Here is a 23,026-nt window from a genome sequence, read left to right as displayed (position 1 = left end):
GAGATCACCCTCGAGCATCGGTCTCGATGCGGCGCCTCGCTTCGCTCGGAGCCTTACTCGACCGGCGGATGACGTTCCGTTCGCTGGTCGAGTAAGCGCGGCGACGCAGGAGCCGAGCGCATCGAGACCCTCGCTCCACACATCCAGGTACACCGACGTATAGGAGGACAATTGCTCCCCGCAGAGACGATCACCGCGATCGCCGACGAACTCGCGGCCGCCGAACGGGACCGCAGCATGGTGCCGTTGCTGACGGCACGGTATCCCGACATGACCGTCGAGGACTCCTATGCGGTGCAGAACGAATGGCGCCGCCGCGGAATCGAATCCGGTCGGCGGCCGGTCGGCCGCAAGATCGGGCTCACGAGCAAGGTGATGCAGGCCGCGACCGGTATCACGGAGCCCGACTACGGCGCCATCTTCGACGACATGGTCTTCGACAACGGATCGATCATCGACCACGGTCAGTACTCGAATGTGCGCATCGAGGTGGAGTTGGCGTTCGTCCTCGGGTCGGCGCTCGAAGGTCCCAACGCGACGGTCTTCGACGCTCTGCGGGCCACCGAGTACGTCGTACCGGCGCTGGAGATTCTCAGTTCCCGCATCGAGATGGCCGGGCGCACCATTGTCGACACCATCAGCGACAACGCGGCGATGGGCGGAATGGTGTACGGCGGCAACCCGACCGCGCCCTCCGACATCGACCTGCGATGGGTGTCTGCGTTGCTGTACCGCAACGAGACCATCGAGGAGTCCGGGGTCGCCGCCGCCGTGCTCAACCATCCGGCCACCGGTGTCGCCTGGTTGGCGAACAAGCTGGCCCAGCATGGTGATCGGCTCGAGGCGGGGGAGATCATCCTCGCCGGATCGTTCACCCGCCCCATGTGGGTGCAGCAGGGTGATACCGTTCTCGCCGACTACGGACCGATGGGAACGGTGTCATGTCGCTTCGTCTGAAACCGACTCTGCGAGACGCGCTGGCCGCCTCCGATCGGCCGCTGTTCGGCGGGTGGAGTTGTCTCGGGTCTCCGGTATCCGCCGAGATCATGGCCGGCGCCGGACTCGACTGGGTGCTCATCGACATGGAGCACGCGCCGAACGGTCTGGAATCCGTTCTGGCGCAGCTCTATGCGATCTCGGGGTATGACTCGGTGCCGGTGGTGCGAGTGCCGGTCGGGGACTCCGTGATCATCAAACAGGTCCTCGACCTCGGTGCTCAGACCATTCTGGTGCCGATGATCTCGACCCCGGACGAAGCCCGGGCCGTCGCCGCGGCCGCCCAGTACCCGCCCGTCGGCAAACGGGGCGTCGGCAGCGCGCTGGCCCGATCGGCCCGGTGGAACCGCGTCGACGAGTACCTGCAGAACGCCGCCGACCACGTCTCGGTGTTCGTCCAGATCGAAACCGCCCAGGGCGTCGACAATGCCCGAGCGATCGCCGAGACACCCGGCATCGACGGCGTCTTCGTCGGCCCCAGCGACCTTGCGGCGTCCATGGGTCTCCTCGGACAACAGACACACCCCGACGTCGTCGCCGGCGTGGAGAAGGCCTTCGCCGGCGTGCTGGCCGCCGGAAAACCGGTGGGTGTCAACGCGTTCGTCCCCGAACAGGCCGACAGTTACGCCGCGGCCGGCGCCACCTTCCTGCTCGTCGGCGCCGACGTCGCGCTGCTCGCCCGTGGCTCCGAGGCACTCACCGCACGATTCGTCACCGACCGGCCCGGCGCCGACCGCAGCAGTTACTGAAACCCCCAACACGTTTCCGGCAATGTGGCCGGACCGATATCGAAGGAATCCCATCATGAGCGTCACCTACGACTCCCTCCTCGCCGACATCACCGACCCCGACGGTCGGGAGATCACCGATCCGGCCACCGACGAGGTCGTCGGCAAGGTCCGTTTCCAGTCCGTCGAGGAGCTCGACGACGCCGTCGCCCGGGCCCGTGCTGCGCAGCCGGCGTGGGCCGCGCGCACCGACGCCGAGCGGGTCGACCTGCTGATGAAGGCGGCCGACGCCATCGACGCCGCGGCCGAGCCGCTGGCCGAGCTGCTCTCGCGCGAGCAGGGCAAGCCGCTCAACGGTCCCAACGCCCGGTTCGAACTCGGTGGCTGCACGGCGTGGATGCGGGCCACCGCGGCCACCCCGCTGCCCGGCGGCGAGGCGGTCTACCACGACGACGAGACGCATGCCGAGCTGCACTACCGCCCGCTGGGTGTGGTCGGCGCGATCGGACCGTGGAACTGGCCGATGATGATCACCATCTGGCAGGTCGCCCCCTCCTTGCGGATGGGCAATACCGTCGTGGTCAAGCCGTCGGAGTTCACGCCGCTTTCCGTGCTCGCCCTGATCGACGTGATGAACGGCGTCCTGCCCGCCGATGTGCTGATCCCCGTCGCCGGTGACCGCGAGGTCGGCGCGCGCCTGTCGAGCCACCCCGACATCGACAAGGTGATGTTCACCGGCTCCACCAGAACCGGGCAGGCGATCATCAAGAGCTCCGCCGACACCATCAAACGGCTCACCCTGGAACTCGGCGGCAACGACGCCGGCATCGTGCTTCCCGACGTCGACCCGAAAGCCATTGCCCAGGACCTGTTCTGGGGTGCGTTCATCAACACCGGCCAGACCTGTGCGGCGATGAAGCGGCTCTATGTGCACACCGATGTCTACGATCAGGTCTGCGACGCGTTGCTCGAGGTCGCCGGGAACATGCCGATGGGTCGCGGCCTCGAGGAGCAGAACGTCCTCGGACCCCTGCAGAACAAGCAGCAGTTCGACATCGTCGCGCGCCTCGTCGAGGCGGCGAAGGAATCCGGCGCCAAGATCCTGACCGGCGGTGACCCGGACGTCAACGCGCCGGGCAACTTCTACCCGACGACGCTGGTCGCCGACATCGACAACGACAACCCGCTCGTCGCCGAGGAGCAGTTCGGCCCGGCCCTGCCGATCATCCGCTACACCGACCTCGACGACGTCGTGAAGCTGGCGAACGGTCTCGACGTCGGCCTGGGAGCCTCGGTGTGGAGCAGCGACCGCGACAAGGCCCGAGAAGTTGCCGCCCGCCTGGAGGCCGGCACCGTGTGGATCAACGCGCACGGCGGGGTGCACCCGATGATCCCGTTCGGTGGCGTCAAGCAGTCCGGTTACGGTCTGGAGTTCGGTGTCGAAGGCCTCAAGCACGTTTCGGCTCCGCAGATCATCAACGGCTGAGTCACCTCTCGCGCCAAGGGCGCCGAGCACAACGACGTGCTCGGCGCCCTTTGTCGTGCCTCGTTTCGACCAGCGTCGGGCTCGCTTCGCTCGCACGTCGCGCTCAACGAGCGTGCGGACCACATCTGCCCGTTGAGCCGACCCCAATCCGCCCGTTGAGCCGCCCCACCCCGCCCGTTGAGCCGGCCGGAGCGATAGCGGAGGCCGAGTCGAAACGTCGTGCGATCACACCAATCCGATGGTTGCCGTCGGCATGAAACCGGCTCCTGTCGGCGGAAAACTGGGTGCCGTCCTATGCACCGTCATGGACGAGGACATCGTCAGTTGGCCGCCGACGCGTCGGCGGCAGCTCCGTCGAGCCGGGTATTGGCCACCCGACACGTACCCCGACTTGCGGATAGGCCTTGTCGTCGAGCACCTCCACCATGATCTCGCGCCGAAGCGGGGCGATCTCCAACGGCTCGGTTACGGGACAGACGGCCAATCCCGATCTGGTTGCGGCGAGCAACAACTCGCTCAGCGCTTCGCCCGCCCGCAGCTGTGCGGTCCGGTCGTCGAGCTCGGACGCGATCAAGATCAGTTCGCCGACGGCTCCGCTGTCGACGTCCGTGTCGGGACCGCGTGTCGCGTAGACGCGGGCCGGGAGTTCTGCGTCCGGCCGCGAACGCACCACGTTGGACGCTGACACACCCTCGTCGGAGACGCGCGTACCGCTCCACGAGGCGAGCTCGAGCTGATAGTCCAGGTCCTCTGCGTGGACGGCGGCGGCAGCGCGTGCAGCGCGAACCAAGCAGGATCTCCTGGTCTCGTCGTTCACGTTCACCGCGATCACGTCGTGTCGCGAGGCGTGTGACAGCAGATCACTCATGAGGTCAGACGAGACGGATTGAGTGTCGTACCCGCGTCGGTCGGAACGTCGCCGGCCGATCGCCTCGGCCAGACGCCTATCGTCATCCGTCGGCGTGTGTGGCGAGGCGAATTCGATCCGCGCGACATGCGTCCGGTCGAAGGCCCTGGGAAAGCGGTCGATTTCCGCACGCCTGCCTTCGGCCGCGAGGCCGACCTGCAGGTGGTGCAGCGCCGCGCCGACGCTCAGCAGTGAATTCCGCCCATCGGGGTCAGAGCGCCTCAGGACAAGCTCGGTGTCGACGAAGAGATCCGCCACGGTCCCGGACTGTCGCCACAGCCACGGTTGGGTGTTGTGGGCCGACGGGGCCCGGATCGCGAGCGCAAGCGCGCGCTCGAAGATGGCGTCGGCTGTAGCTTCGGAATCGTCCATGCTGGTCAGCGCCTCCCGTGCGGTTCGACCTCCAGGTTCGCACATCACAGTGGCAGCTCGTGAGTTGTCGACGTCAGGAGCGCCGATGGAATTCCGTAAGTTGTTCAAACGCCCGATGTCGGGCGAGCCGGAAAATGCCCATTGGGTATCGATGGAGTCAGGAGGGAATCCGTCCTGAATGCTTGGCGCACACGCGAGAGCCCGGGTATCGGAGGTTTCCGGTACCCGGGCCTGGGTGTGATTTCCGGCAGCCCGCGGCGATGAGCAGCCGGCGGCGATGGCCAGTCACTGGTAGCGACGGTCAGCTCGCGGTCGACGCAACCTCCCCGCGGCGCAGACCCATCCAGCTGAGTAGCGCGATCACCGAGGTCAACCCGATGGTCGCCAGCAGCTGATTGCGGGCGGCGGTGTCGAACATCGCCAACACCACGATGCCGGACAGCAACGCCACCGCCAGGTACGACAGGTACGGAAAGCACCACATCTTCAGCGGCAGTTGGTCTTCCGTACCCTCACGGCGCGCGCGGAAACGCAGCCGGATCTGGGAGACCGCGACGAAGAACCAGAGCACCAGGATCGTCGAGCCCACCACGTTCAACAGGATCGGCAGCACCTTGTCGGGGGCGACGAAGTTGATCAGCACGGTGACGAAACCGAAAGCGACCGAGGCGAGTACCGCATTGCGGGGCACCGAGTCGCGGCCGAGGACCGAGAACATCTTCGGAGCGGCACCGCGCTCGGACAGGGAGAAGATCATGCGTGACGCGCTGAACAGCATCGCGTTGAGCGACGACAGCAATGCGATCACGATGACCAGACCCATCAACGCCGCCGCACCCGGAATCCGTGCAACACTGAGCACCTCGACGAACGGGCCGGTGGCAAGGGCTGGGGTCTGCCACGGCACGATCGACACGATGATCATCACCGCGCCCACGTAGAACACCAGGATCCGCCAGACGATGGTACGGACCGCACGGGCCACGTTGCGTTCCGGATCGCTGGTCTCGGCGGCCGCGATCGCGACGACCTCGGTGCCGCCGAACGCGAAGATGACGATCAACAGTCCGGCAGCGATACCGGTGATCCCGGCGGGTGCGAAACCACCATGCATGGTGAGGTTTTCGAAGCCGGGGGACCGCACACCGGGTAACCAGCCCATCAGCAGTGCCAGTCCGATCGCGAGGAAGGCCACCACTGCGGCGATCTTCACTGCTGCGAACCAGTATTCGAATGCACCGAACCGCGCGACTCCGGCGAGGTTGACGACGGTGAACAAGGTCATGAAGCCGAGCGCTGCAGCCCACTGCGGGATCCAGGTGAAGGCCGAGCTGGTGATCGCCGCGGCCGCGGTGGCCTCCGCGGCGACGACGGCCACCACCTGCACCCAGTACAGCCAGCCGATCGTCCGGCCGGCGACCGGTCCGATGGCGTGCTCGGCGTGCACCGAGAACGCGCCGCTGGACGGGTTGGCAGCGACAAGTTCACCCATCATCCGCATGACGAGGACGACGATCAGTCCGGCGAGCAGAAAGGAGATCGCGATCGCGGGTCCGGCCACGCCCACGGCGGCTCCGGAGCCGACGAACAGCCCGGTTCCGATGGCACCGCCGAGGCTGAGCATCACGAGCTGGCGCGGTTTCATCGATTGCCGCAGCGACGTCACGTCGGTCGACGTGGTCGTTTCTGTTGTGAGTGTCATGGTTCCCTCACACCAGCTGAGCGAGGGCGATCTCGAATGCGGTGGCGGCGACCAGCGTCGGCTGCGCCGACCGCGCATGGCAGCGCTCGAGGGCATCGCCGATGGTACGGGAAACGTCACCGAAGATGGCCTCGTCGGTGATCTCGACGTCGTCGTCCATCAGGATCGCGAAAGCCCGTGCCATGCCGCAGTTGGCGATGAAGTCGGGGATGACCGCGACGTGCTGGTCGGCATGCTCGTAGATCGGACCGTAGAAGATCTCTGGATCGGCGAAGGGCACATTGGCGCCACTGCCGACGACTTCCAGCCCACCGGCGATCATCGCGTCGACCTGAGCCCGGGTCACCAATCGGGAAGCGGCACAGGGAAGGAAGACCTCCGCGCCGATCGACCAGATCTGCTCGTTGACGGCGTCGAACGGTTGCTTGGCCGGCGTGGACAACTGGTTGCCGTCCTTGTTCAGGAACAGATCGGTGACCTCGTCGGCGGTCAGGCCGTCGGTGGACAGGAGTCCGCCGTCACGGTCGAGGATGCCGACGATGCGCGCGCCGGCCGCAGCCAGGTAGTAGGCGGCCGCAGCGCCGACGTTGCCCCAGCCCTGCACGATGACCCGCTTGCCCGCGACGTCGCCGCCGTACACCCGGTAGTAGTGCTGAACCGACTCGGCCACACCCCATCCGGTGATCAGATCGGAGACGCTGTAGCGCGTGGTACCGGCCGGCGCGAACCGCGGGTCGTCGACAGTCTTGACGACGCCGTGACGCAGCTGGTCGACGCGCTGGGCGTTGTCGCTGTCTCCGGAGGTGTAGTGCCCGTTGACAACCCCCATCATCGGATGGTCGACGCCGTGATCGGCGGTCATCGGCAGCACCTCGGAGGCCTGGTCGACGTTCAGGTCGCCGCCGGTGCCGTAGTAGGTCTTGAGGAGCGGGGTGACCGCCTTGAACCATCGGCTCAGCACCTCGTCTTTGCGTGGGTCGGCCGGGTCGAAATCGATCCCTGACTTGGCGCCACCGATCGCCGGGCCGGCCACAGTGAACTTGACTTCCATTGTCTTGGCCAGGGATTCGACTTCCCGCCGATCCAGACCCGAACGCATCCGGGTGCCTCCGCCGGCCGCGCCGCCGCGCAGGGAGTTGATCACCGTCCAGCCGCGGGCGGAGGTTTCGCTGTCGTGCCACTCGAATACCACCTCGGGGGTCTTCGACTCGAAACGGTTCAGCAGTTGCTTCATGTGTGATTTCCCAATCGTGATGAGCGGCAGGTGATTACCCGCGGCGAACTGGTGTGAACACGATCATCCTGCGGCATGAACGTGACCTGGACAACACTTGACCAGGATTTCGAACAGAATGTGTGTGAACGGCATCCGCGAACGGAGTACGGCTGCACAGTTTGTATAGCTCAGTTGGTCTCGATGCGCTCGGCTCCTGCGTCGCCGGGCTTACTTACTCGACCAGCGGGGGGATTGCCCGGTGCCGGGGCCAGCCGCTGGTTGAGTAACCGAGCTTGCGCCCTTCGATGCGCTCGTTCCTCGCTCACTCAAACCGGCGCCGTATCGAGATCACCTGCCGTCCAACGGAAGTGGTCTCGATTCGCCGGTCGAGTAAGGCTCCGAGCGCAGCGAGGCGCCGCATCGAGACCACCGCGCACGCGATCTCGATGCGCGGGCTCGCAAGCTCGCTCGCTTACTCGATCAGTGGCGGGGGCGACTCTGTCGATCCGGCACCGAGCGCAGCGAGGCAAGTTCGGTCGTCTACTCGACCTTCTCACCGATACTCCGGCGACCTCACCGCCCGATCGTCGGTGTCCAGCGTCCGCAGCAACGGCATGGCGCGGAACTTCACGATCTCAGACAGCACCACGATGCTGATCGATCTGGTGATCAACGGATTTCGACCGATCTCCACCAGGGTCGCTTGTAGATCCTGATGAGATGCGGCCGCCACCCGGCACAGCACGTCGCTGGCCCCGGTGGTCGCAAAGGCCTCCAGCACACCGGGAATCGCGGCCAGCGCTTCGGCCACGCGCTTCAGCTCACCCTGCGCGGTCTCGAGCTGCACAAAGCATTGCACATCGAAACCCGCTGCGGCCAAATCGATATGCGGGTGGTAGCCGACGATGACGCCCGCCGATTCCAGCTTCTTGAGTCGTGCCTGAACGGTCGCCCGGGCCACTCGAATCCGACGGGAGGTCTCGAGCACGCCGATCTGCGGATCCCGGTGCAGGGATTCGAGCAGCGCGAAGTCGATGGCGTCCAACTTCACCGTGTCCATCGTCGGATCACCTCTCTAGGCAGTGTGGCCAGCAGATCACCGACATTGTGTACACAGATCACACTCGGTCGACGGTGATCTGGCAAGACTGCGTACCGACGTCCAGGTCAGCGGCCGGCACCCGGGGTCAGGTACCGCCACGGCGACACCTCGGTGCTCAGCGGCATGGGCACGACGACCACGGTCGGCAGATCACGGGCGATCCCGTCGCGGACCGCGCGTTCGAGCCCATCCGACGTCGTCACCGTCTCGCCATGCGCCCCGTACGCGCGCGCAAGCGCAACGAAATCGGGGTTGTGCAGCGTTGATCCGACGGCGTTGTCGTAAATGCGGGTCTGGTCCGCCTTGACATTGCCGTAGGCCGAGTTGTCGAACACCACGACGACAACACCGAGTCGGTGCTGCACGGCAGTTGCCAACTCCTGGATGCCGAACTGGAATCCGCCGTCACCGGTGACCGAGACGACTGCCGAATCCCGATGCGCCGCTTTGACACCCAGCGCAGTGGGGAAGCCGTACCCGAGGTTGCCCTGGTGGCCGCAGGTGATGAACTGCCGCGGTGCGTCGACCGGGAAGGAGAAGTACGACGAAAAGCCGACCTGCGACACCTCGTCGACGAAGAACCCGTCGCGTGGCAGAGCCCGGCGGATCGCGGCGAGATGGTCGCGGTGCGGTTGGAGCCAGGCATCCATTTCCCGACGCTTGGCCGCTTTGATCCGCTCGAATTCCTCTGTCCGGCTGACACTCTCGATCGGCTCGGCGGACAGTCGCGACACCAGCACGCCCACCGCGTCGCGGCTGTCGGCGGTGATCGACACCGTCGACGACAGTCGCGAATGTGCGCTCGGGTCGATGTCGATACTCACCGACGGAACGTGGGCGCGGTTGGCGGGCCAGCGGAACCAGAGGAGTTCGGCGCGGGTGCCGACGGTGATGACGAGGTCGGTGTGGCCCCACATCTCGTAGCCGTCGGCGCTGTTGAAGCCGAAGGGGGAGTCCTCGCCGACGATGCCCTTGCCGCTGCGGTTGGCGATGACCGGCGCCTGCATCGCAGCGGCCAGCGTGCGGATCTCGGTGGCGGCATGCCGGGCGCCACCACCTACGAGGATCATCGGATTGCGCGCTGCGCGAATCAGTTCCAAAGCGTCGTCGACGGCCGCGAAGTCCACGTCGGGCCGTCGGACCGGAATCGGCACGACCGGGGTCACCGGCGAGTCCTGGGTGAGCACATCCCACGGCGTCGCCACCGCAACCGGGCCCGGTCGCCCCGCGAATGCATCGTGGATAGCCTGTGCCAGAGCAGGTTTCGCATCGGCGGGAGCAATGACGTTGGTCGCGGACTTGACGAAGGTTGCCAGCGTGGCGAGCTGGTCCGGCATCTCGTGGAGATGGCCGAAGTCCTTGCCCATGTACTCGGTGGGGATTTCACTGGTGAGACACAGCAGCGGGGTGCTGGTCCCGCGGGCGGTCAGCAATCCCGACGACGCGTTGAGCACCCCGGGTCCCGGAACGACGGTGCACACGCCGAGCAGGCCGGTCGATTGTGCATACCCGAGTGCCATGTAGGCACACGCCTGCTCATGCCGGGCACCGATCAGTTCGATCCGGTCGGATGCGCGACCGAGCGCCTCGAACAGTTCGTACGTCTGCACACCGGGGATGCCGAATACGGTGTCCACACCGTGGTCGAGAAGGCCGTCGACCAGTGCTTCGCCCGCGGTGTGACGCATGGGCTCGTCGAGATGCAGGGCCGGGTCGGTGATTCCGGTGGTGAGTGTCATCGCTGTTCCTCTCGCTCGGCTACGTGTGAGCCAGGCAACAGCGCCAGGCGGATGACGTCAACACGTTCAGGATGAGGTGGCTTTCTTGCGCAGACCGTGCACGATTCTGCCACCCGAACGTGACAAATTGACTAGTTCAGCCGCCGCTCCACCACGGCCTCGAGAACGTTGAGCGATGCCCGATATGGTTCGCTGTCCCGCGGCCAGTGCGTGATCACATCGGTGAACCCGAGTTCCTCGGCCCGTCCCACGAGATCATCGAACAGTTCCACGCTTTCCAGCGAGTTACGTGGCCCGGCATCGATGTTGAGATACCGATCGACGCGTCGCCCTTCGGCGGCACACACGTCGTCCACGATCGCGACGTTGCGCGCGATGCCACCGAACCACTCATCGACGGTCGGCGACGACGGCACCCCGGTGGTGACCCATCCATCGCCGGTGCGTGCAGCGAATCGCACTGAGCGAGGGCCGTTTCCAGCGACGAGAAGCGGAACCCGGGATCGCACCGACCCGCCCACCAGGCGCATGTTCCGGGTTCGGTAGTAGTCCCCGTCGAAGTCCACGTGATCGTCGGAGAGCGTCCGGTCGAGCAACCGGGTGAACTCCTGGAAGCGGTCGACCCGCTCCCGCACGGTCAGTACCGGCTGACCGAGGATGCCGTCGTCCGGGCTGCCACCCACACCCAGACCGACGAGCAGACGATCCCCGCTGATGTCGACCAGGGTCTGGATCTCCCGGGCGAGCGATGCCGGATGACGGAAATTGGGTGAGATGACGAAGGCGCCGAGCTGGATGGTCGTCGTGACACCGGCGGCGGCCGTGAGCGTCGGGATGCAGGAGAACCACTGCGAGTCTGGCAGGCCACCCCAGACGAGGTGATCGAAGGTCCACGCGTGCTGGAAACCCATCTCCTCGGCGCGTTGCCACAGCGGCCGTGACCGGCGCCAGGATTGATCGGGGAGAATGCAGATGCCGTACCGCATCCCGCGACCCTACCGGGAACCGGCCGACGACCACCGAGGAGTGCTGATGGACACCAGCGACCGTTACGACACCGGGATGAGTATCCGCCGATCGACGATGGGCGACGAGTACGTCGACGCAGCACTGGACCGCACCGCCGGTACGGAGTCGGCCCGCATTCAAGAAGCGGTGACCGAACTCGTCTGGGGAGGCGTGTGGTGTCGTCCCGGCCTCGACCGCAAGACCCGCAGTCTGCTGACCGTCGCACTGTTGACCGCGCTGCGCGCCCACGGCGAACTCGCCGGACACGTCCGCGGCGCACTCAACAACGGCGCGAGCATCGACGAGATCACCGAGACCATCATCCACGCTGTCGGCTATGTCGGCGCACCGGCCGGCATGTCGGCCATGACGGTGGCGCAGAAGGTTTTCGACGAACAGCGCTGACATCAACAGCGTCGGATCTACTCTCGGCGTATGAGCGCACAGACCCACACTCCGGTCGCGGTCGACCCCCGCGATCTGCAGCTACCCCGATGGGTGATCGTCTGGTTCGTCATCACTGCCGCCATCCAGACCTACGACGCCTGTTACGTCCTGCTCGGGTCGATCTCGCACAAGGGCGGATCGATGGCATTTCTGTGGCCGGGCCACGTCTTCTACTCCTCCTTCGACCATCGCTACGCCGGTTTCGACGCCTTTGGCAGCGCCCAGAGCTGGGCGAACCTGGTGGAGGTGATCGTCCTGATCTGGGTGCTGTTCCACCGCGAACGATGGTCCGCGGTCGTCGTCGGTCTGATCGTCACAGTCGCCACGTTCTGGAAGACGGTGATCTACTTCCTCGTCGAAGCGGCAAGCGGACTGGCGATGACCAAGCAGTCTCTCGACGACGGCAACATCGGCGGGTTTCTGATGGTCGCCGTGCTGCCGAACCTCGTCTGGATCTTGGTGCCGGCTGCCGTCCTCATCGTGCTGGGGCGGCAGGTCTACCGCGTCGGAACGGCCGCGGCAGAGGTCACGACTCGGTGAGCCCCAACGCCCGCGAGATCGTGAAGAACAGATCCGTCTGGTCGGTCAGCCCGACGACATTGGCCGCGCCCGGACCGTAGGCCGCGATCCGCAGTTGCGCGCCCGTGTGGCCCTCGTCCATCGCGTCGAGGTTGTCCGACGTGCCGTAGGACACCGTCAGCTCCTGGCCGTCCTTGGTGCGCAGCACCCGGGTCAGACCCGGATAGATCGAGTTCTTCACCACGGGGAACGGCAGTTTCGCGTCGTCGGCCGCTTCCTGCACGTCGGCGGTGGTCATGGTCTCGACGATCTGGCTGCTGTGCGCGTGGTCGGCGGTGACGATGACGAGCGTGTCCTTGTTCTCCTCAGCGAAGTCGAGGGCGACCTTGGTCGCCTCGTCGAGGTCGACGGTCTCGCCGATCTGCCCGCACGGGTTGGCGGCATGGTCCTGCTTGTCGATCGACGCCCCCTCCACCTGGAGGAAAAAGCCCTTGTCGTTGTCCTTGAGCAGATCGATGGATTTGCTCGTCATGGCGGACAGGCGGGGTATCGACGCGGTCCGGTCCGGGTTGTCGGTGCAGGTGGCGGCGGGTTCGAGGTAACCCCCCTTGGTGGCGACCGGCCCGGTCCAGCGGACCGGCATGTTGCCGTCGGCGAACACCCCGATCAGCGGCGTGTCCTGGTTGGCGACGGTCACCGCCGATAGCTCGTCCGCAGTCCGGGCGATCTGGAATCCGCGTTCCTTGGCCTGGACCTCGAGTGTCTTGCCCTGGTATTCACCGGCTTTCGCGAGCTCGGAGAACGTCTCAGCTCCACCGCCCAACACCAGGTCCGGTCGGGTGGTGAGGAACTGTTCGGTAATCGAGCCTTCGCCGCCGTTCTCGAGAGCATTGGTGGGACAGGTCTTGGTGGTCTCGTCCGGTCCGTAGCATTTGCGGCCGGTCACATGCGCCGCCTGCACGGCCGGTGTGGCGTCCTGGATTTCGGCGGTCGTCACGTCGCCGGTGGCCTTGCCCGCCTCCTTCGCGAGTTGCAGCAGGGTGGTCTGGTCCTTCCCGTGGATGTCCACCGAGATGGCGCCGTTGTAGGTCTTGGTGCCGGTCGCCCACGCGGAACCACTTGCGGCGGAGTCGGTGACGTAGGTCGGCTGGCCGTCCTTGTCGATCGAGTAGTGCGTGTACTGCCCGGTCAGCGGCAGTGCGTCGAGTCCGGGGAACGCGCCGCCCGCACCCTGGGCGTAGTCGCGCGCGACGGTGATCTCCGAGTCACCCATGCCGTCACCGATCAGCAGGATCACGTTCTTCGCGCCGCTGTTGCGGATCGAGTCGGCGATCAGCGAACTGCGGTCGTCACCGGCGCGGGTAGCACCACCGTGCGTCGAGATATCGCCGCTGGCAACAGGTTCCAAGGTCGGCAACGACGACGAACTCGTGTCGTCATCACTGCCGCATGCGCTTGCCAACGCCGTTGCGCATACCGCCGCCGCGGCCACCACATACCGCCCCCGAAGATTCCGCACCCGTCTTCCCCTCGTCCGCGTCGAAGTGTCCGGTCCAATGGACTCCCTGGCATCGTCGGGGGCGCGGGTGAATGACGGCTGACGGGACGGTGAGCACCAAGCCAACAGTCGGCTGACCTCAGTGCGTCTGCTCGGCGTCCATGTCCGGGGTCACGTGCTCGGTGGCCAATGCGTGGAGTTCCCGGAACACCCGTTTCGACGACTCGGCCCAGGGCATGAGGATAGGGAACACGTGGAACATGCCGTGTTCTTCCATGGCGTACGTGCGCACTCCGGACTTCTCCAGGCGCAGCGCGAACTCGCGGATTCCGTCGCGGAAGATCTCGGCGGAGCCCCAGCAGACGAATGTCGGCGGGAACCACTCCGGGTTCGGATCGGCGTAGACCGCCGACACGCGTTGGTCATTGGGCTGCACGCCCTGCAGGTACGGCGTGACCGGGATGCTCCACGGCAGGATGTCGGTCTCGGCGTTCTCGGTGACCGACGGCCGGTCGAGATCGAGATCGACCTCCGGGGAGAACAGTGCGACGGCCGCCGGCGACGGCATGTCGTTGGCGTGCAGGTAGGAGATCAGTGAGGTCGCGAGCCCGCCGCCGCCCGAATCGCCGGCCACCACGATGTGCTGCGATGCGACGCCACGTTCGAGCAGACCGCGGTAGACGTCTGCGGCATCGAGAACACCTGCGGGAAAAGGAAACTCGGGTGCCATGCGGTAGTCCGCGATGAAGACCTCATATCCGGTGGCGCGGACCAGCGTTGCGGCGAACGCGGAGTACATGATCGGTGAGGTTCCGATGTAGCCGCCGCCGTGCAGGTAGAGCATGGTCGCGCGAATGCTCTGCTTGTCCTCTTCGTCGTCGACGTAGGCATCCGAACTCGCCTTGGCGCGGCACCACAGACCGGGCACGCCGCCGATGGTGTCGCTGGTGATCTCGACGCCGTCGACGAAACCGACGAACGGCGGCATGACCATCTTGCAGATGTCGTCGAGGATCTTCTCCATGGACCGGAATTCTTCGATCGGCAGGCTCAGCGAGAAGCCCATGAACGAGCGAATCACCTGCCGGGTGACCGACTGTCCCAGATTGTCGAGCAAACCGCCCGGTCCCTGCCACGGACGCCGAAACGGCACGCGGGCAAGCCCGTTCAGCAGGCTCTCGCCCAAGCCGAAGACGGTCAACGCGGTCAGCGGCGCCGAAGCGGTTCGCACCTCCGGCCGATCTGCCATCACCATGGGGGCCAGTCTAATGGCGAGTCGCCGTCAGAACCGGGTTCGGTGGGCTTCCTGCTCCACCACCGCGTCGATATCGTCGAGGCGCGTCATCGAGGCCACCGATCGCGCCGTGCGCTGGTTGGCGCGCAGTTTCTTGCTGTTTCGATGCGTGAACGTCCAATATCCGGCGGTGAACGGGCAGGCGTTCTCACCGAGCCGCGTGCGCGGATCGTAAGCGCAGTCGCGGCAGTAGTCCGACATCTTGGTGATGTAGGCGCCGCCCGACGTGTACGGTTTGGTGGCCATCAGTCCGCCGTCCGCGTGCTGGCTCATGCCGATGACGTTGACCGGCATCACCCAGTCGTATCCGTCGACGAAGTTTGCCCGGAACCATTCGGTGAGCGCTGTCGGATCGTAACCCTGTTGCAGCGCATGGCTTCCCAGGACCATCAGACGCGGAATGTGATGTATCCAGCCGTGATCGCGGACACCGGCCAAGGCGTCGGACAGACAGTGCGCGGTCACCGCGTCTGCGTCGAGGTTGGCGAACCAGTCGGGGAGTGGTGTGTGGGCGTCGAACTCGTTGTGGCTCAGGTAGTCCGGCCCGAAATGCCAATAGAGGTGCCAGACGAACTCGCGCCAGCCCAGGATCTGCCGGATGAAACCTTCGGCCGACGCCATGCTGACCGATCCGTCGCGGGCTGCGCACTCGGCGGCCCGGACGGCGTCGAGCGGGTCGAGGAGGGACAGGTTGAGCGGCACCGACAACAGCGAGTGCGCCATGGTCCAGTCCTTGCCGAGCATCGCGTCCTCCCACCGGCCGAAGGTGGCGAGCCGGTGGTCGATGAATGTGGACAGCGCGGACTGCGCCTCCTCGTGGGTGACGGCGAACAGTCGCGGCCCGTCCGCGCCGGAGAAGTCGACGTCCATCGCGTCGAGGTCGGCGCGCACCTGCGCGTCGATGTCGTCCTCGGTGGGCCACCAGGGGTCGTCGATGCCGAGCGTCGAACGCTTGGGCGGTGGTTCCCGGTTGTCGTGGTCGTGGTTCCACTGCCCACCCGCAGGTGCGTCGCCGTCCATCAACACATCGAAGCGCCGACGTTGAGCGCGATAGAAGTCCTCCAGCCGAAAGCGTTCGCGGTCACCCGCCCATTCCTCGAAGTCTTTGCGGGGCAACGCGAACGACGGATTCTCCAAGACCTCGGACACCAAGCCCTCGTCGGCGAGCCGGTGTACGAACCGAGAGGCCGCCCACGACGTCGGTTCGTGGACAACCACCGGACGTCCGAGGTCGCGGAGCGCATCTCGGTAACCGGCCGCCTTCCGATACTGCGCGCGGTCGCCGAGTTCGTCGGCGAGATGCCGCATACCGGACAGCAGGAGGTGTGCCTTCTGGCGATGACCGGCGCGGCGGGTGAACGCTGCACGCGACTCGACCAGGACGATGTCGCGGTCCTCGTGATGGGCGTTCGACCAGACATGCGGTCCCAGCTGGTCGCCGAACAGCCAGAGCGGATCCTTCTGTGTAGCCATCGGTCAACCTCCTTGCCGTAAAGCGATGAGTTCGACGGTAGGAGCGCGCAGCGGCGGCGCGCGGTGCCCCGCCCCGGATCGCGACCCAGTCGACACCGTGGGTCACCAGGAGGTCACGGCCGTGCGCCGGCTGAGCCGCGCCGAGGGAGCGGAGCGACCCCGGCGCGAGTCGAAGCCTCAGCACCGCCCGTAGTGGGCGATGATCACACCCTTGGTCGTGGTGACCGTCTCGATCAGCTCGAAGTCGACCCTCGGTGCCGGTCCGTCGAACAGGCGGGCGCCGGCGCCGAGGGTGAGCGGATGGATCAGGAGGGTGTAGCGATCGATGAGTTCGGCCGCGTGCAACGCGCGCACCATCGCCGCGCTGCCGAGGATCGACAGGTCGGGTCCCGGGGTGGCCTTCAGTCCGGCGACCGTCTCGGCGGCGTCGCCCCGGAGGAGCACCGAGTTCTGCCAGGCGGCGGCGTCGGTCAGCGTGCGCGAGACGACGTACTTGGTGGCGGCGTTCATGAGCGCGCTGAACGGGTTGTCGTCGGTCGCCTGTCCCCATTGCACGGCGAAGTCGTCCCACGTCCGGCGACCGAGCAACAGGTCGCCCTCGCGCGCCATGCCTTTGCCGAGTTCGCGGCCCATCACGTCGTCGTTGTAGGGCGGTCCCCACCCACCCTGGGTGAAGCCGCCGCGGGTGTCCTCGTCGGGTCGCCCGAGACCCTGGATGACACCGTCCAGGGTGACGAATTCGGTCGCGGTGATCGTGCGGGTACTCATGCCGTGACTGACTCCTCGCACCGCACGAACTCATCGCCGGGCATCGCGGGCTGGCCCGGATTCGAACGTGTGTGCGAGACTTTCAGGGTGGGCATGAAGTGGATTGGCGGCGACAGCGGTCAGCCACGCCGACCGGCGTTCGTGCGGGTCGGGCACAAGGCCGTGCTCATCGACCTGAATGCCCTCTACCCGAACGCGCCCCACTACAACGGCGAGTACCAACCCGACGGACTGCAGATCCGATCCATTCATCTCGGTGTTCTCACCGAATGGGGACGTGACGAATGGGGCGCCTGGTACGGCAAGGTCACCTACACGATCACCGCGAAGGACCGGCAGGAGAAAGTGACCCACTGGGTGCCGGCGTGGGCGCTGCGACCCGCCCCCTGAGCCTGTCGAAAGGGGACTGACCTGACCCGACTGATCAGCCCAGCGTCAGTGCGAGGGTCGCCGCGCCCGGCAGCGCCGCGAGTTCTGCCCCCGGCACCAGGATCTTCGAACTCCGCACACCCCCGCCGATGACCACCGGTCCGGCGTCGACCACGCGCTGATCGACGATGATCGGCCAGTCGTCGGGCAGTCCGACCGGGGTGATTCCGCCGGATTCCATGCCGGTGGCCGCTTCGGTGTCCTCGTGCGCCGCGAAGCTGATCTTTCGCGCGCCGAGGTGCTTGCGCACCGTCTTGTTGATGTCGGCGCGATCGGTGGCCAGCACCATCACGGCGGCGAGCGTCGTCGTCTCTCCGCGGCGGGCTTGCACGACGATGCAGTTCGCCGACGCCGCGAGCGCGACATCGTAGGCGGCACAGAACGCCTCGGTGTCGGCGAGGGTCGCGTCGATCGGCGCGACTCGCGCACTCGGCAGGCCACCCGACCGTGCCGCGTCGGCGACCGGCGCGGCAACCAGGTGCAGAGCGTCGAGCAGCGGCCGCCAGTCCAGGGTTCCCTCAGCAGAAGGCATGCGGCGCTGCAGTTCTCACTTCTTGAGCGGGCTGTAGAACACCAGGCCGTTGCCCTTGTTGTCGTAGACGACCGCACGCCGTTCGTGGGCATCGTCGTAGGGCGCCGCGACGATGCCGCCGCCGCTCTCCTCGATCGCCTTGGCTGCGGCGTCGACGTCGGCGGTCTTGATCCCGACGACGATCTGTCCGTGAATGGGGTGGTCGACCTTGGTGGCGAGTGCGAGGGTGACCGCGCCACCGTCGAGCGCCGCGAAATGGGCGCCGTCGCGGAATTTCAGCGGCAGCCCCAGGGTCTCGCTGTAGAACGCGATGGACTCGTCCAGGTTGTCCGTCGACAGGACGATCATCTTGACTTCGTAGTCACTCACCGTTGCCTCCTTTGGCCAGAACGGGTTCCAGGCTAGTGGACGCGCGCCGATCGGCCAGAGCATTTCGGCCCCCTCTTCAGGGGGTGTTCTCTCGACTCTGTGACGCGCATCATATCCAGATGAGCACCAACACCGATCTCTACCGCAGCAGTCGTGACCAGATGATCGCCCTGATCGGCGACTACGACAAAGCCGTTCGTGAGTTCCGCTGGCCCGAGCTCTCCGGCCGCTTCAACTGGGCCATCGACTGGTTCGATTCATTCGCCCGCGGCAACGACGGCATCGCGCTGTGGATCACCGAACAGGACGGCAGCGAACTGCGGGTCACCTTCGACGAGATGGCGACGCGCTCCGATCGGGTCGCGACCTGGCTGCAGGAGTTGGGCATCGGCAAGGGCGACCGGGTCATCCTGATGCTCGGCAACCAGGTGGAGCTGTGGGAGGCGATGCTCGCGGTGCTCAAGCTCGGCGCGATCGTCATGCCGACCACCGGCGCATTGGGTCCCGAGGACCTCCGTGACCGTATCGACCGCGGCGCGGCGAGGTGCGTGATCACCAACGTCGGTGACACGAGCAAGTTCGAGACGTTGGACGGCGATTATCTGCGCATCGTCGTCGGCGGCAACGCCGAGGGATGGCATTCGTACTCGGCCGCGGCGGATGTCGAATCTGCGGGGCCGTTCCCGACCGAGACCGACGTCGACGACCCCATGCTCATCTACTTCACCTCCGGCACCACCAGTCGCCCGAAGCTCGTCGAGCACTCCCAAACCAGTTATGCGGTAGGGCATTTCACCACGATGGCGTGGATCGGCCTGCAGCCCGGCGATGTACACCTGGCGATCAGCTCGCCCGGCTGGGCGAAGCACGCGTGGAGTTGTTTCTTCGCGCCGTGGATCGCCGAGGCGACGATCTTCGTCTACAACTACTCACGATTCGACGCCGCGGCGTTGATGGACCAGCTGCGACGCGCGGGGGTCAACACGTTCTGCGCTCCTCCGACGGTGTGGCGCATGCTCATTCAGGCCGACCTGGGCACGAAGCCGGCAGGGCTGCGCGAGCTGCTCGGCGCCGGCGAACCGCTGAACCCCGACGTGATCCGGCAGGTGGAAGAGGCGTGGGGCCTGACCATCCGCGACGGGTTCGGACAGACCGAGACGACGCTGCAGATCGGGAACACCCCGGGGCAACCGGTCAAGGCCGGATCGATGGGCCGCCCGATGCCCGGGGTCCCGGTGGTGCTGGTCGACCCGGTCACCGGCCTCGAATCCGATGAAGGCGAGATCTGCCTCGATCTGAGCGGACACCCGGTGAACCTGATGACCGGCTACCTCGGCGACCCGGAACGCAACGAGCAGGTCATGGCCGGCGGTCACTATCACACCGGCGACGTCGCCCAGCGCGATGCGCACGGCTACATCACCTACATCGGACGCACCGACGACGTGTTCAAGTCGTCGGACTACAAGGTGTCGCCGTTCGAGCTGGAGAGCGTGCTCATCGAGCATCCGGCGGTGGTCGAGGCCGCGGTCGTGCCGCAGCCCGACGACACCCGCCTCGCGGTCCCCAAGGCCTACATCGCGCTCGCCGACGGCTGGGAACCCGACGCGGACACCGCCCGTGCGATCCTCGAATACTCCCGCGATCACCTCGCGCCTTATCTCAAGGTGCGTCGGATCGAGTTCTTCGAACTGCCCAAGACGATCTCCGGCAAGATCCGTCGCGTCGAGCTCAAGCAGCGCGAAGACGTCGCGCACGGGGCAAGCACCCCGATCGCCACCGAGTTCCGGTACGAGGATCTGATCGGGTAGCGCGCTACGGCCCCGCGGGCGAGTAGACGAGCGCCGACACCACGAATCCCCGGCGTCGACTCCGTTGTCGACGCCGGGGATTTGCTTGCGGCAGAGCCTACTTCGCGGGCACGTCGGCCTGCTCGGGCACGCCCTGCAACACTCCGGCGGTCATCAGCTTTTCGATCGCGCCGTCGTCAAGCCCGAGTTCGGCGGCGATGGTCGCGCTGTGCGCACCGAGCGCGGGCACTGCATCCATACGAGGCTCGGCACCGAGTTGGATCGGCGGCAGCAGTGCACGGATCATCCCGCGTTCGGTGTCGACGGTGCGCCAGCGGTCGCGTTCGGCCAGCACGGGATGCTCGAGAAACTCGCTGACCGTGTTGACGCCGGCGAAGGCGATACGGGCACGGGTGAGGCGCTCGGTGAGTTCCCCGGTGCTCAGCCGCCCGACGTGAGCCGAGACGCGTTCGTTGAGCGCCCCACGGTTCTCCACCCGCAGGGTGTTGGACGTGAACCGCGGATCGACGGCGAGATCCGGATCGTCAAAGACGATGTCGCACAGCCGTTGCCACTCGGGCTCGTTCTGGATGGCGAGCAGTACGACGTGATCGTCGGAGGCGGTGAACGGACCGTACGGGGCGATGGTGGCATGCTGCGCCCCGAAACGTCCCGGCTGCCGTCCCGCGCCGGCGGTGAAATGCATTGGCTGGCCCATCCATTCGGCGAGCGCCTCGAACAGCGACACCTCCAGGGTGGCTCCCTCGCCGGTGACCTGACGCTGATACAGCGCGGCCAAAACACCGGAGAAGCCGTACATGCCGGCGGCGATGTCGGCGACCGACACCCCCGCCTTGGCGACCTCGTCCGGCGTCCCGGTCAGCGATACCAGGCCTGATTCGCATTGCACGAGAAGGTCATACGCTTTGCGGTCGGCCCACGGGCCGGTGGAACCCCAACCCGTGATGGACAGCACGATCTTGTGCGGGTCCTTCGCGCGGATCTCCTCGGCGCCGAGGCCCAGACGTGCTGCCGCGCCGGGTCCGAGGTTCTGTACGATCACGTCGGCGCTGTCGGCCAACTCGTGCAGAATCCGTTTCCCGTCTTCGCTTTTGACATCGAGCGCGATCGACTCCTTCGACCTGTTCAGCCATACGAAGTAGCTCGCCAGACCGTTGACCGATTCGTCGTAGGCGCGGGCGAAATCCCCCGAACCGGGGCGTTCCACCTTGATCACGCGGGCACCGAGGTCGGCGAGCTGGCGGGTGGCGAACGGCGCGGCGACGGCATGTTCGAGTGACAGCACGGTCACTCCGCTCAACGGGAGCACGAAGCCTCCAAACCTGTTGTACGGGTTTGCGTTCAGATTCCGCCGCGCTTGACGAGCTGTGCCGCGATGACGTTGCGCTGGATCTCGTTGGTGCCCTCGCCGACGATCATCAGCGGGGCGTCGCGGAAGTATCGTTCGACGTCGAACTCGGTGGAGTAGCCGTATCCGCCGTGGATGCGCACCGCGTTCAGTGCGATGTCCATCGCGACCTCGGAGGCGTAGAGCTTGGCCATACCCGCCTCCATGTCACATCGCTCGCCCTTGTCGTACTGCTCGGCGGCGTGCCAGGTCAGCTGGCGGGCGGCGGTCAGCTTGGTGGCCATGTCGGCCAGGTAGTTGCCGATGGACTGGTGCTTCCAGATCGGCTGGCCGAACGATTCGCGTTCCTGGGCGTACTTCAGCGAGTCCTCGAGCGCCGCTGTCGCGACACCGAGTGCACGACACGCGACCTGGATGCGGCCGGTCTCGAGGCCCTTCATCATCTGCCCGAACCCCTTGCCGGGTTCGGTGCCGAGGATGGCCGACTTGGGTACGCGGTACCCGTCGAACGACAACTCGCAGGTTTCGACGCCCTTGTAGCCGAGCTTCGGCAGATCGCGCGACACCGTGAGGCCCGGACCGTGTTCGCACAACACGATGGAGATGCCCTTGTGCCGCGGTTCGGCTTTCGGATCGGTCTTGCAGAGAAGCGCGATCAGCCCCGACCGCCGGGCGTTGGAGATCCAGGTCTTGGAGCCGCTGATCACCAGGTCCTCGCCGTCTTCCTTGGCGACGGTACCCATGTTCTGCAGATCGGAGCCACCGCCGGGCTCGGTCAGGGCCATGGTCGCGCGCATCTCGCCGGTGGCGAGCTTGGGCAGATACCTCTGCTTCTGTTCCTCGGTGCCGAACAGTACGAGGAGTTTGGCGACGACGGTGTGTCCGCCCATGGCGCCGGCCAGGCTCATCCAGCCGCGGGCAAGTTCCTGCGTGACCTGTGCGTAGCAGGGCATCGAGACGGGCATGCCGCCGTACTGCTCGGGGACCGCGAGTCCGTAGATGCCGATCTGCTTCATCTGCTCGATCCACTTCTCGGGGTACTCGTTGGCGTGCTCGACCTCTTGCACGGTCGGCTTGACATCACGATCGATGAACTCCCGGACCGTCTTGACCAGGAAGGCCTCTTCGTCGTTCAAGGTGCTCATCGGATTCCCATCGTCTTGGTGGCGACGACCCGCTATATGTACGGATCATTTCGAATTTGTACGGCCATTATTGGCCCAGCGAGCTGCAGGTGTCAACCTCCGGCCGCGGGATACTGCCAACCTCCGGGAAGATATGC

21 protein-coding genes are annotated in these 23,026 nt (G+C 66.1%); 7 read left to right on the top strand and 14 right to left on the bottom strand.

Translation table 11 applies throughout. The features are described from left to right. Window positions 1-171: 171 nt before the first annotated feature. The 3 genes from hpaH to ACWDTI_RS19445 are packed head-to-tail and all read left to right on the top strand — an operon-like array spanning window position 172 to window position 3,210. A complete protein-coding gene (gene hpaH / locus ACWDTI_RS19455; RefSeq protein WP_449739755.1) occupies window positions 172-957 on the top strand; it encodes a 2-oxo-hept-4-ene-1,7-dioate hydratase in 786 nt (261 codons plus the stop codon). Next, window positions 942-1,745: an HpcH/HpaI aldolase family protein gene (locus ACWDTI_RS19450; protein ID WP_449739754.1), complete on the top strand. Its 804-nt coding sequence runs from the start codon at window positions 942-944 to the stop codon at window positions 1,743-1,745. Before hpaH ends, ACWDTI_RS19450 begins: the two co-directional genes overlap by 16 nt. A gap of 55 nt (window positions 1,746-1,800) precedes the next feature. Then, window positions 1,801-3,210 carry an aldehyde dehydrogenase family protein gene (locus ACWDTI_RS19445; RefSeq protein WP_449739753.1) on the top strand — a complete coding sequence of 470 codons (1,410 nt, stop codon included), beginning with the start codon at window positions 1,801-1,803 and terminating at the stop codon, window positions 3,208-3,210. A gap of 292 nt (window positions 3,211-3,502) precedes the next feature. Here the strand turns inward: ACWDTI_RS19445 and ACWDTI_RS19440 are convergent, their stop codons facing one another. The 6 genes from ACWDTI_RS19440 to ACWDTI_RS19415 form a co-directional block, all read right to left on the bottom strand. Next, window positions 3,503-4,489, bottom strand: a complete 987-nt coding sequence (locus ACWDTI_RS19440) for an Acg family FMN-binding oxidoreductase (RefSeq protein WP_449739752.1) — start codon at window positions 4,487-4,489, stop codon at window positions 3,503-3,505. Between the two features lie 301 nt (window positions 4,490-4,790). Beyond that, window positions 4,791-6,191 carry an amino acid permease gene (locus ACWDTI_RS19435; protein ID WP_449739751.1) on the bottom strand — a complete coding sequence of 467 codons (1,401 nt, stop codon included), beginning with the start codon at window positions 6,189-6,191 and terminating at the stop codon, window positions 4,791-4,793. Between the two features lie 7 nt (window positions 6,192-6,198). Next, on the bottom strand, window positions 6,199-7,425 hold the full coding sequence (locus ACWDTI_RS19430; RefSeq protein WP_449739750.1) for a Glu/Leu/Phe/Val dehydrogenase dimerization domain-containing protein: 1,227 nt from the start codon (window positions 7,423-7,425) through the stop codon (window positions 6,199-6,201). Between the two features lie 535 nt (window positions 7,426-7,960). Next, entirely contained in the window at window positions 7,961-8,467 is a 507-nt protein-coding gene (locus ACWDTI_RS19425) for an Lrp/AsnC family transcriptional regulator (protein ID WP_449739749.1), read from the bottom strand. A 107-nt stretch (window positions 8,468-8,574) separates the two neighbouring features. Further along, complete coding sequence (locus ACWDTI_RS19420) at window positions 8,575-10,248, bottom strand: thiamine pyrophosphate-dependent enzyme (RefSeq protein WP_449739748.1); 1,674 nt, start codon at window positions 10,246-10,248, stop codon at window positions 8,575-8,577. 131 nt (window positions 10,249-10,379) lie between these two features. Next, window positions 10,380-11,234: an LLM class flavin-dependent oxidoreductase gene (locus ACWDTI_RS19415; RefSeq protein ID WP_449739747.1), complete on the bottom strand. Its 855-nt coding sequence runs from the start codon at window positions 11,232-11,234 to the stop codon at window positions 10,380-10,382. Between the two features lie 46 nt (window positions 11,235-11,280). Here ACWDTI_RS19415 and ACWDTI_RS19410 point away from each other — a divergent pair, with 46 nt between their 5' ends. Together ACWDTI_RS19410 and ACWDTI_RS19405 are read left to right on the top strand one after the other, a co-directional pair. Beyond that, entirely contained in the window at window positions 11,281-11,661 is a 381-nt protein-coding gene (locus ACWDTI_RS19410) for a carboxymuconolactone decarboxylase family protein (protein ID WP_449739787.1), read from the top strand. Window positions 11,662-11,691: 30 nt separating this feature from the next. Continuing rightward, window positions 11,692-12,243, top strand: coding sequence for a hypothetical protein (locus ACWDTI_RS19405; RefSeq protein ID WP_449739746.1), 552 nt, complete (start codon window positions 11,692-11,694; stop codon window positions 12,241-12,243). Here the strand turns inward: ACWDTI_RS19405 and phoA are convergent. From phoA to ACWDTI_RS19385, 4 genes are all read right to left on the bottom strand, one after another. After that, window positions 12,230-13,741 carry an alkaline phosphatase gene (phoA, locus tag ACWDTI_RS19400; protein ID WP_449739745.1) on the bottom strand — a complete coding sequence of 504 codons (1,512 nt, stop codon included), beginning with the start codon at window positions 13,739-13,741 and terminating at the stop codon, window positions 12,230-12,232. The genes ACWDTI_RS19405 and phoA overlap by 14 nt on opposite strands. A gap of 118 nt (window positions 13,742-13,859) precedes the next feature. Then, on the bottom strand, window positions 13,860-14,975 hold the full coding sequence (locus tag ACWDTI_RS19395) for an alpha/beta hydrolase (protein WP_449739744.1): 1,116 nt from the start codon (window positions 14,973-14,975) through the stop codon (window positions 13,860-13,862). Window positions 14,976-15,002: 27 nt separating this feature from the next. Continuing rightward, window positions 15,003-16,487 carry a cryptochrome/photolyase family protein gene (locus ACWDTI_RS19390; RefSeq protein WP_449739743.1) on the bottom strand — a complete coding sequence of 495 codons (1,485 nt, stop codon included), beginning with the start codon at window positions 16,485-16,487 and terminating at the stop codon, window positions 15,003-15,005. Window positions 16,488-16,664: 177 nt separating this feature from the next. Next, entirely contained in the window at window positions 16,665-17,255 is a 591-nt protein-coding gene (locus ACWDTI_RS19385) for a dihydrofolate reductase family protein (RefSeq protein WP_449739742.1), read from the bottom strand. A gap of 93 nt (window positions 17,256-17,348) precedes the next feature. Between ACWDTI_RS19385 and ACWDTI_RS19380 the strand changes: the two genes are divergently transcribed. Continuing rightward, window positions 17,349-17,645, top strand: coding sequence for a hypothetical protein (locus ACWDTI_RS19380; protein WP_449739741.1), 297 nt, complete (start codon window positions 17,349-17,351; stop codon window positions 17,643-17,645). A 34-nt stretch (window positions 17,646-17,679) separates the two neighbouring features. Here the strand turns inward: ACWDTI_RS19380 and ACWDTI_RS19375 are convergent, their stop codons facing one another. Beyond that, window positions 17,680-18,216 (bottom strand): YbaK/EbsC family protein, encoded by a 537-nt coding sequence (locus ACWDTI_RS19375; protein ID WP_449739740.1) that lies wholly within the window; start codon window positions 18,214-18,216, stop codon window positions 17,680-17,682. Between the two features lie 15 nt (window positions 18,217-18,231). Then, complete coding sequence (locus tag ACWDTI_RS19370) at window positions 18,232-18,585, bottom strand: VOC family protein (protein WP_449739739.1); 354 nt, start codon at window positions 18,583-18,585, stop codon at window positions 18,232-18,234. A gap of 119 nt (window positions 18,586-18,704) precedes the next feature. Between ACWDTI_RS19370 and ACWDTI_RS19365 the strand changes: the two genes are divergently transcribed. Beyond that, window positions 18,705-20,396, top strand: a complete 1,692-nt coding sequence (locus tag ACWDTI_RS19365) for an AMP-binding protein (RefSeq protein WP_449739738.1) — start codon at window positions 18,705-18,707, stop codon at window positions 20,394-20,396. A gap of 97 nt (window positions 20,397-20,493) precedes the next feature. Here ACWDTI_RS19365 and ACWDTI_RS19360 read toward each other — a convergent pair whose 3' ends face one another. Together ACWDTI_RS19360 and ACWDTI_RS19355 are read right to left on the bottom strand one after the other, a co-directional pair. Then, window positions 20,494-21,705 carry a CaiB/BaiF CoA transferase family protein gene (locus ACWDTI_RS19360; RefSeq protein ID WP_449739737.1) on the bottom strand — a complete coding sequence of 404 codons (1,212 nt, stop codon included), beginning with the start codon at window positions 21,703-21,705 and terminating at the stop codon, window positions 20,494-20,496. Window positions 21,706-21,737: 32 nt separating this feature from the next. Beyond that, window positions 21,738-22,889, bottom strand: coding sequence for an acyl-CoA dehydrogenase family protein (locus ACWDTI_RS19355; protein ID WP_449739736.1), 1,152 nt, complete (start codon window positions 22,887-22,889; stop codon window positions 21,738-21,740). Between the last annotated feature and the right edge of the window lie 137 nt (window positions 22,890-23,026).

This window comes from Gordonia sp. NPDC003424 (assembly GCF_053588655.1).
This window is presented reverse-complemented; position numbering and strand designations above follow the sequence as displayed.

Bases quoted from the DNA above. Each gene is read 5' to 3' on its own strand.
- ACWDTI_RS19425 (WP_449739749.1), bottom strand. From the start codon at position 8,467: ATGGACACGGTGAAGTTGGACGCCATCGACTTCGCGCTGCTCGAATCC.
- ACWDTI_RS19445 (WP_449739753.1), top strand. From the start codon at position 1,801: ATGAGCGTCACCTACGACTCCCTCCTCGCCGACATCACCGACCCCGAC.
- ACWDTI_RS19450 (WP_449739754.1), top strand. From the start codon at position 942: ATGTCGCTTCGTCTGAAACCGACTCTGCGAGACGCGCTGGCCGCCTCC.
- ACWDTI_RS19355 (WP_449739736.1), bottom strand. From the start codon at position 22,889: ATGAGCACCTTGAACGACGAAGAGGCCTTCCTGGTCAAGACGGTCCGG.
- ACWDTI_RS19420 (WP_449739748.1), bottom strand. From the start codon at position 10,248: ATGACACTCACCACCGGAATCACCGACCCGGCCCTGCATCTCGACGAG.
- ACWDTI_RS19380 (WP_449739741.1), top strand. From the start codon at position 17,349: ATGAAGTGGATTGGCGGCGACAGCGGTCAGCCACGCCGACCGGCGTTC.
- ACWDTI_RS19375 (WP_449739740.1), bottom strand. From the start codon at position 18,216: ATGCCTTCTGCTGAGGGAACCCTGGACTGGCGGCCGCTGCTCGACGCT.
- ACWDTI_RS19415 (WP_449739747.1), bottom strand. From the start codon at position 11,234: ATGCGGTACGGCATCTGCATTCTCCCCGATCAATCCTGGCGCCGGTCA.
- ACWDTI_RS19430 (WP_449739750.1), bottom strand. From the start codon at position 7,425: ATGAAGCAACTGCTGAACCGTTTCGAGTCGAAGACCCCCGAGGTGGTA.
- ACWDTI_RS19365 (WP_449739738.1), top strand. From the start codon at position 18,705: ATGAGCACCAACACCGATCTCTACCGCAGCAGTCGTGACCAGATGATC.
- ACWDTI_RS19395 (WP_449739744.1), bottom strand. From the start codon at position 14,975: ATGGTGATGGCAGATCGGCCGGAGGTGCGAACCGCTTCGGCGCCGCTG.
- ACWDTI_RS19410 (WP_449739787.1), top strand. From the start codon at position 11,281: ATGGACACCAGCGACCGTTACGACACCGGGATGAGTATCCGCCGATCG.
- ACWDTI_RS19435 (WP_449739751.1), bottom strand. From the start codon at position 6,191: ATGACACTCACAACAGAAACGACCACGTCGACCGACGTGACGTCGCTG.
- ACWDTI_RS19385 (WP_449739742.1), bottom strand. From the start codon at position 17,255: ATGAGTACCCGCACGATCACCGCGACCGAATTCGTCACCCTGGACGGT.
- ACWDTI_RS19440 (WP_449739752.1), bottom strand. From the start codon at position 4,489: ATGGACGATTCCGAAGCTACAGCCGACGCCATCTTCGAGCGCGCGCTT.
- ACWDTI_RS19405 (WP_449739746.1), top strand. From the start codon at position 11,692: ATGAGCGCACAGACCCACACTCCGGTCGCGGTCGACCCCCGCGATCTG.
- ACWDTI_RS19390 (WP_449739743.1), bottom strand. From the start codon at position 16,487: ATGGCTACACAGAAGGATCCGCTCTGGCTGTTCGGCGACCAGCTGGGA.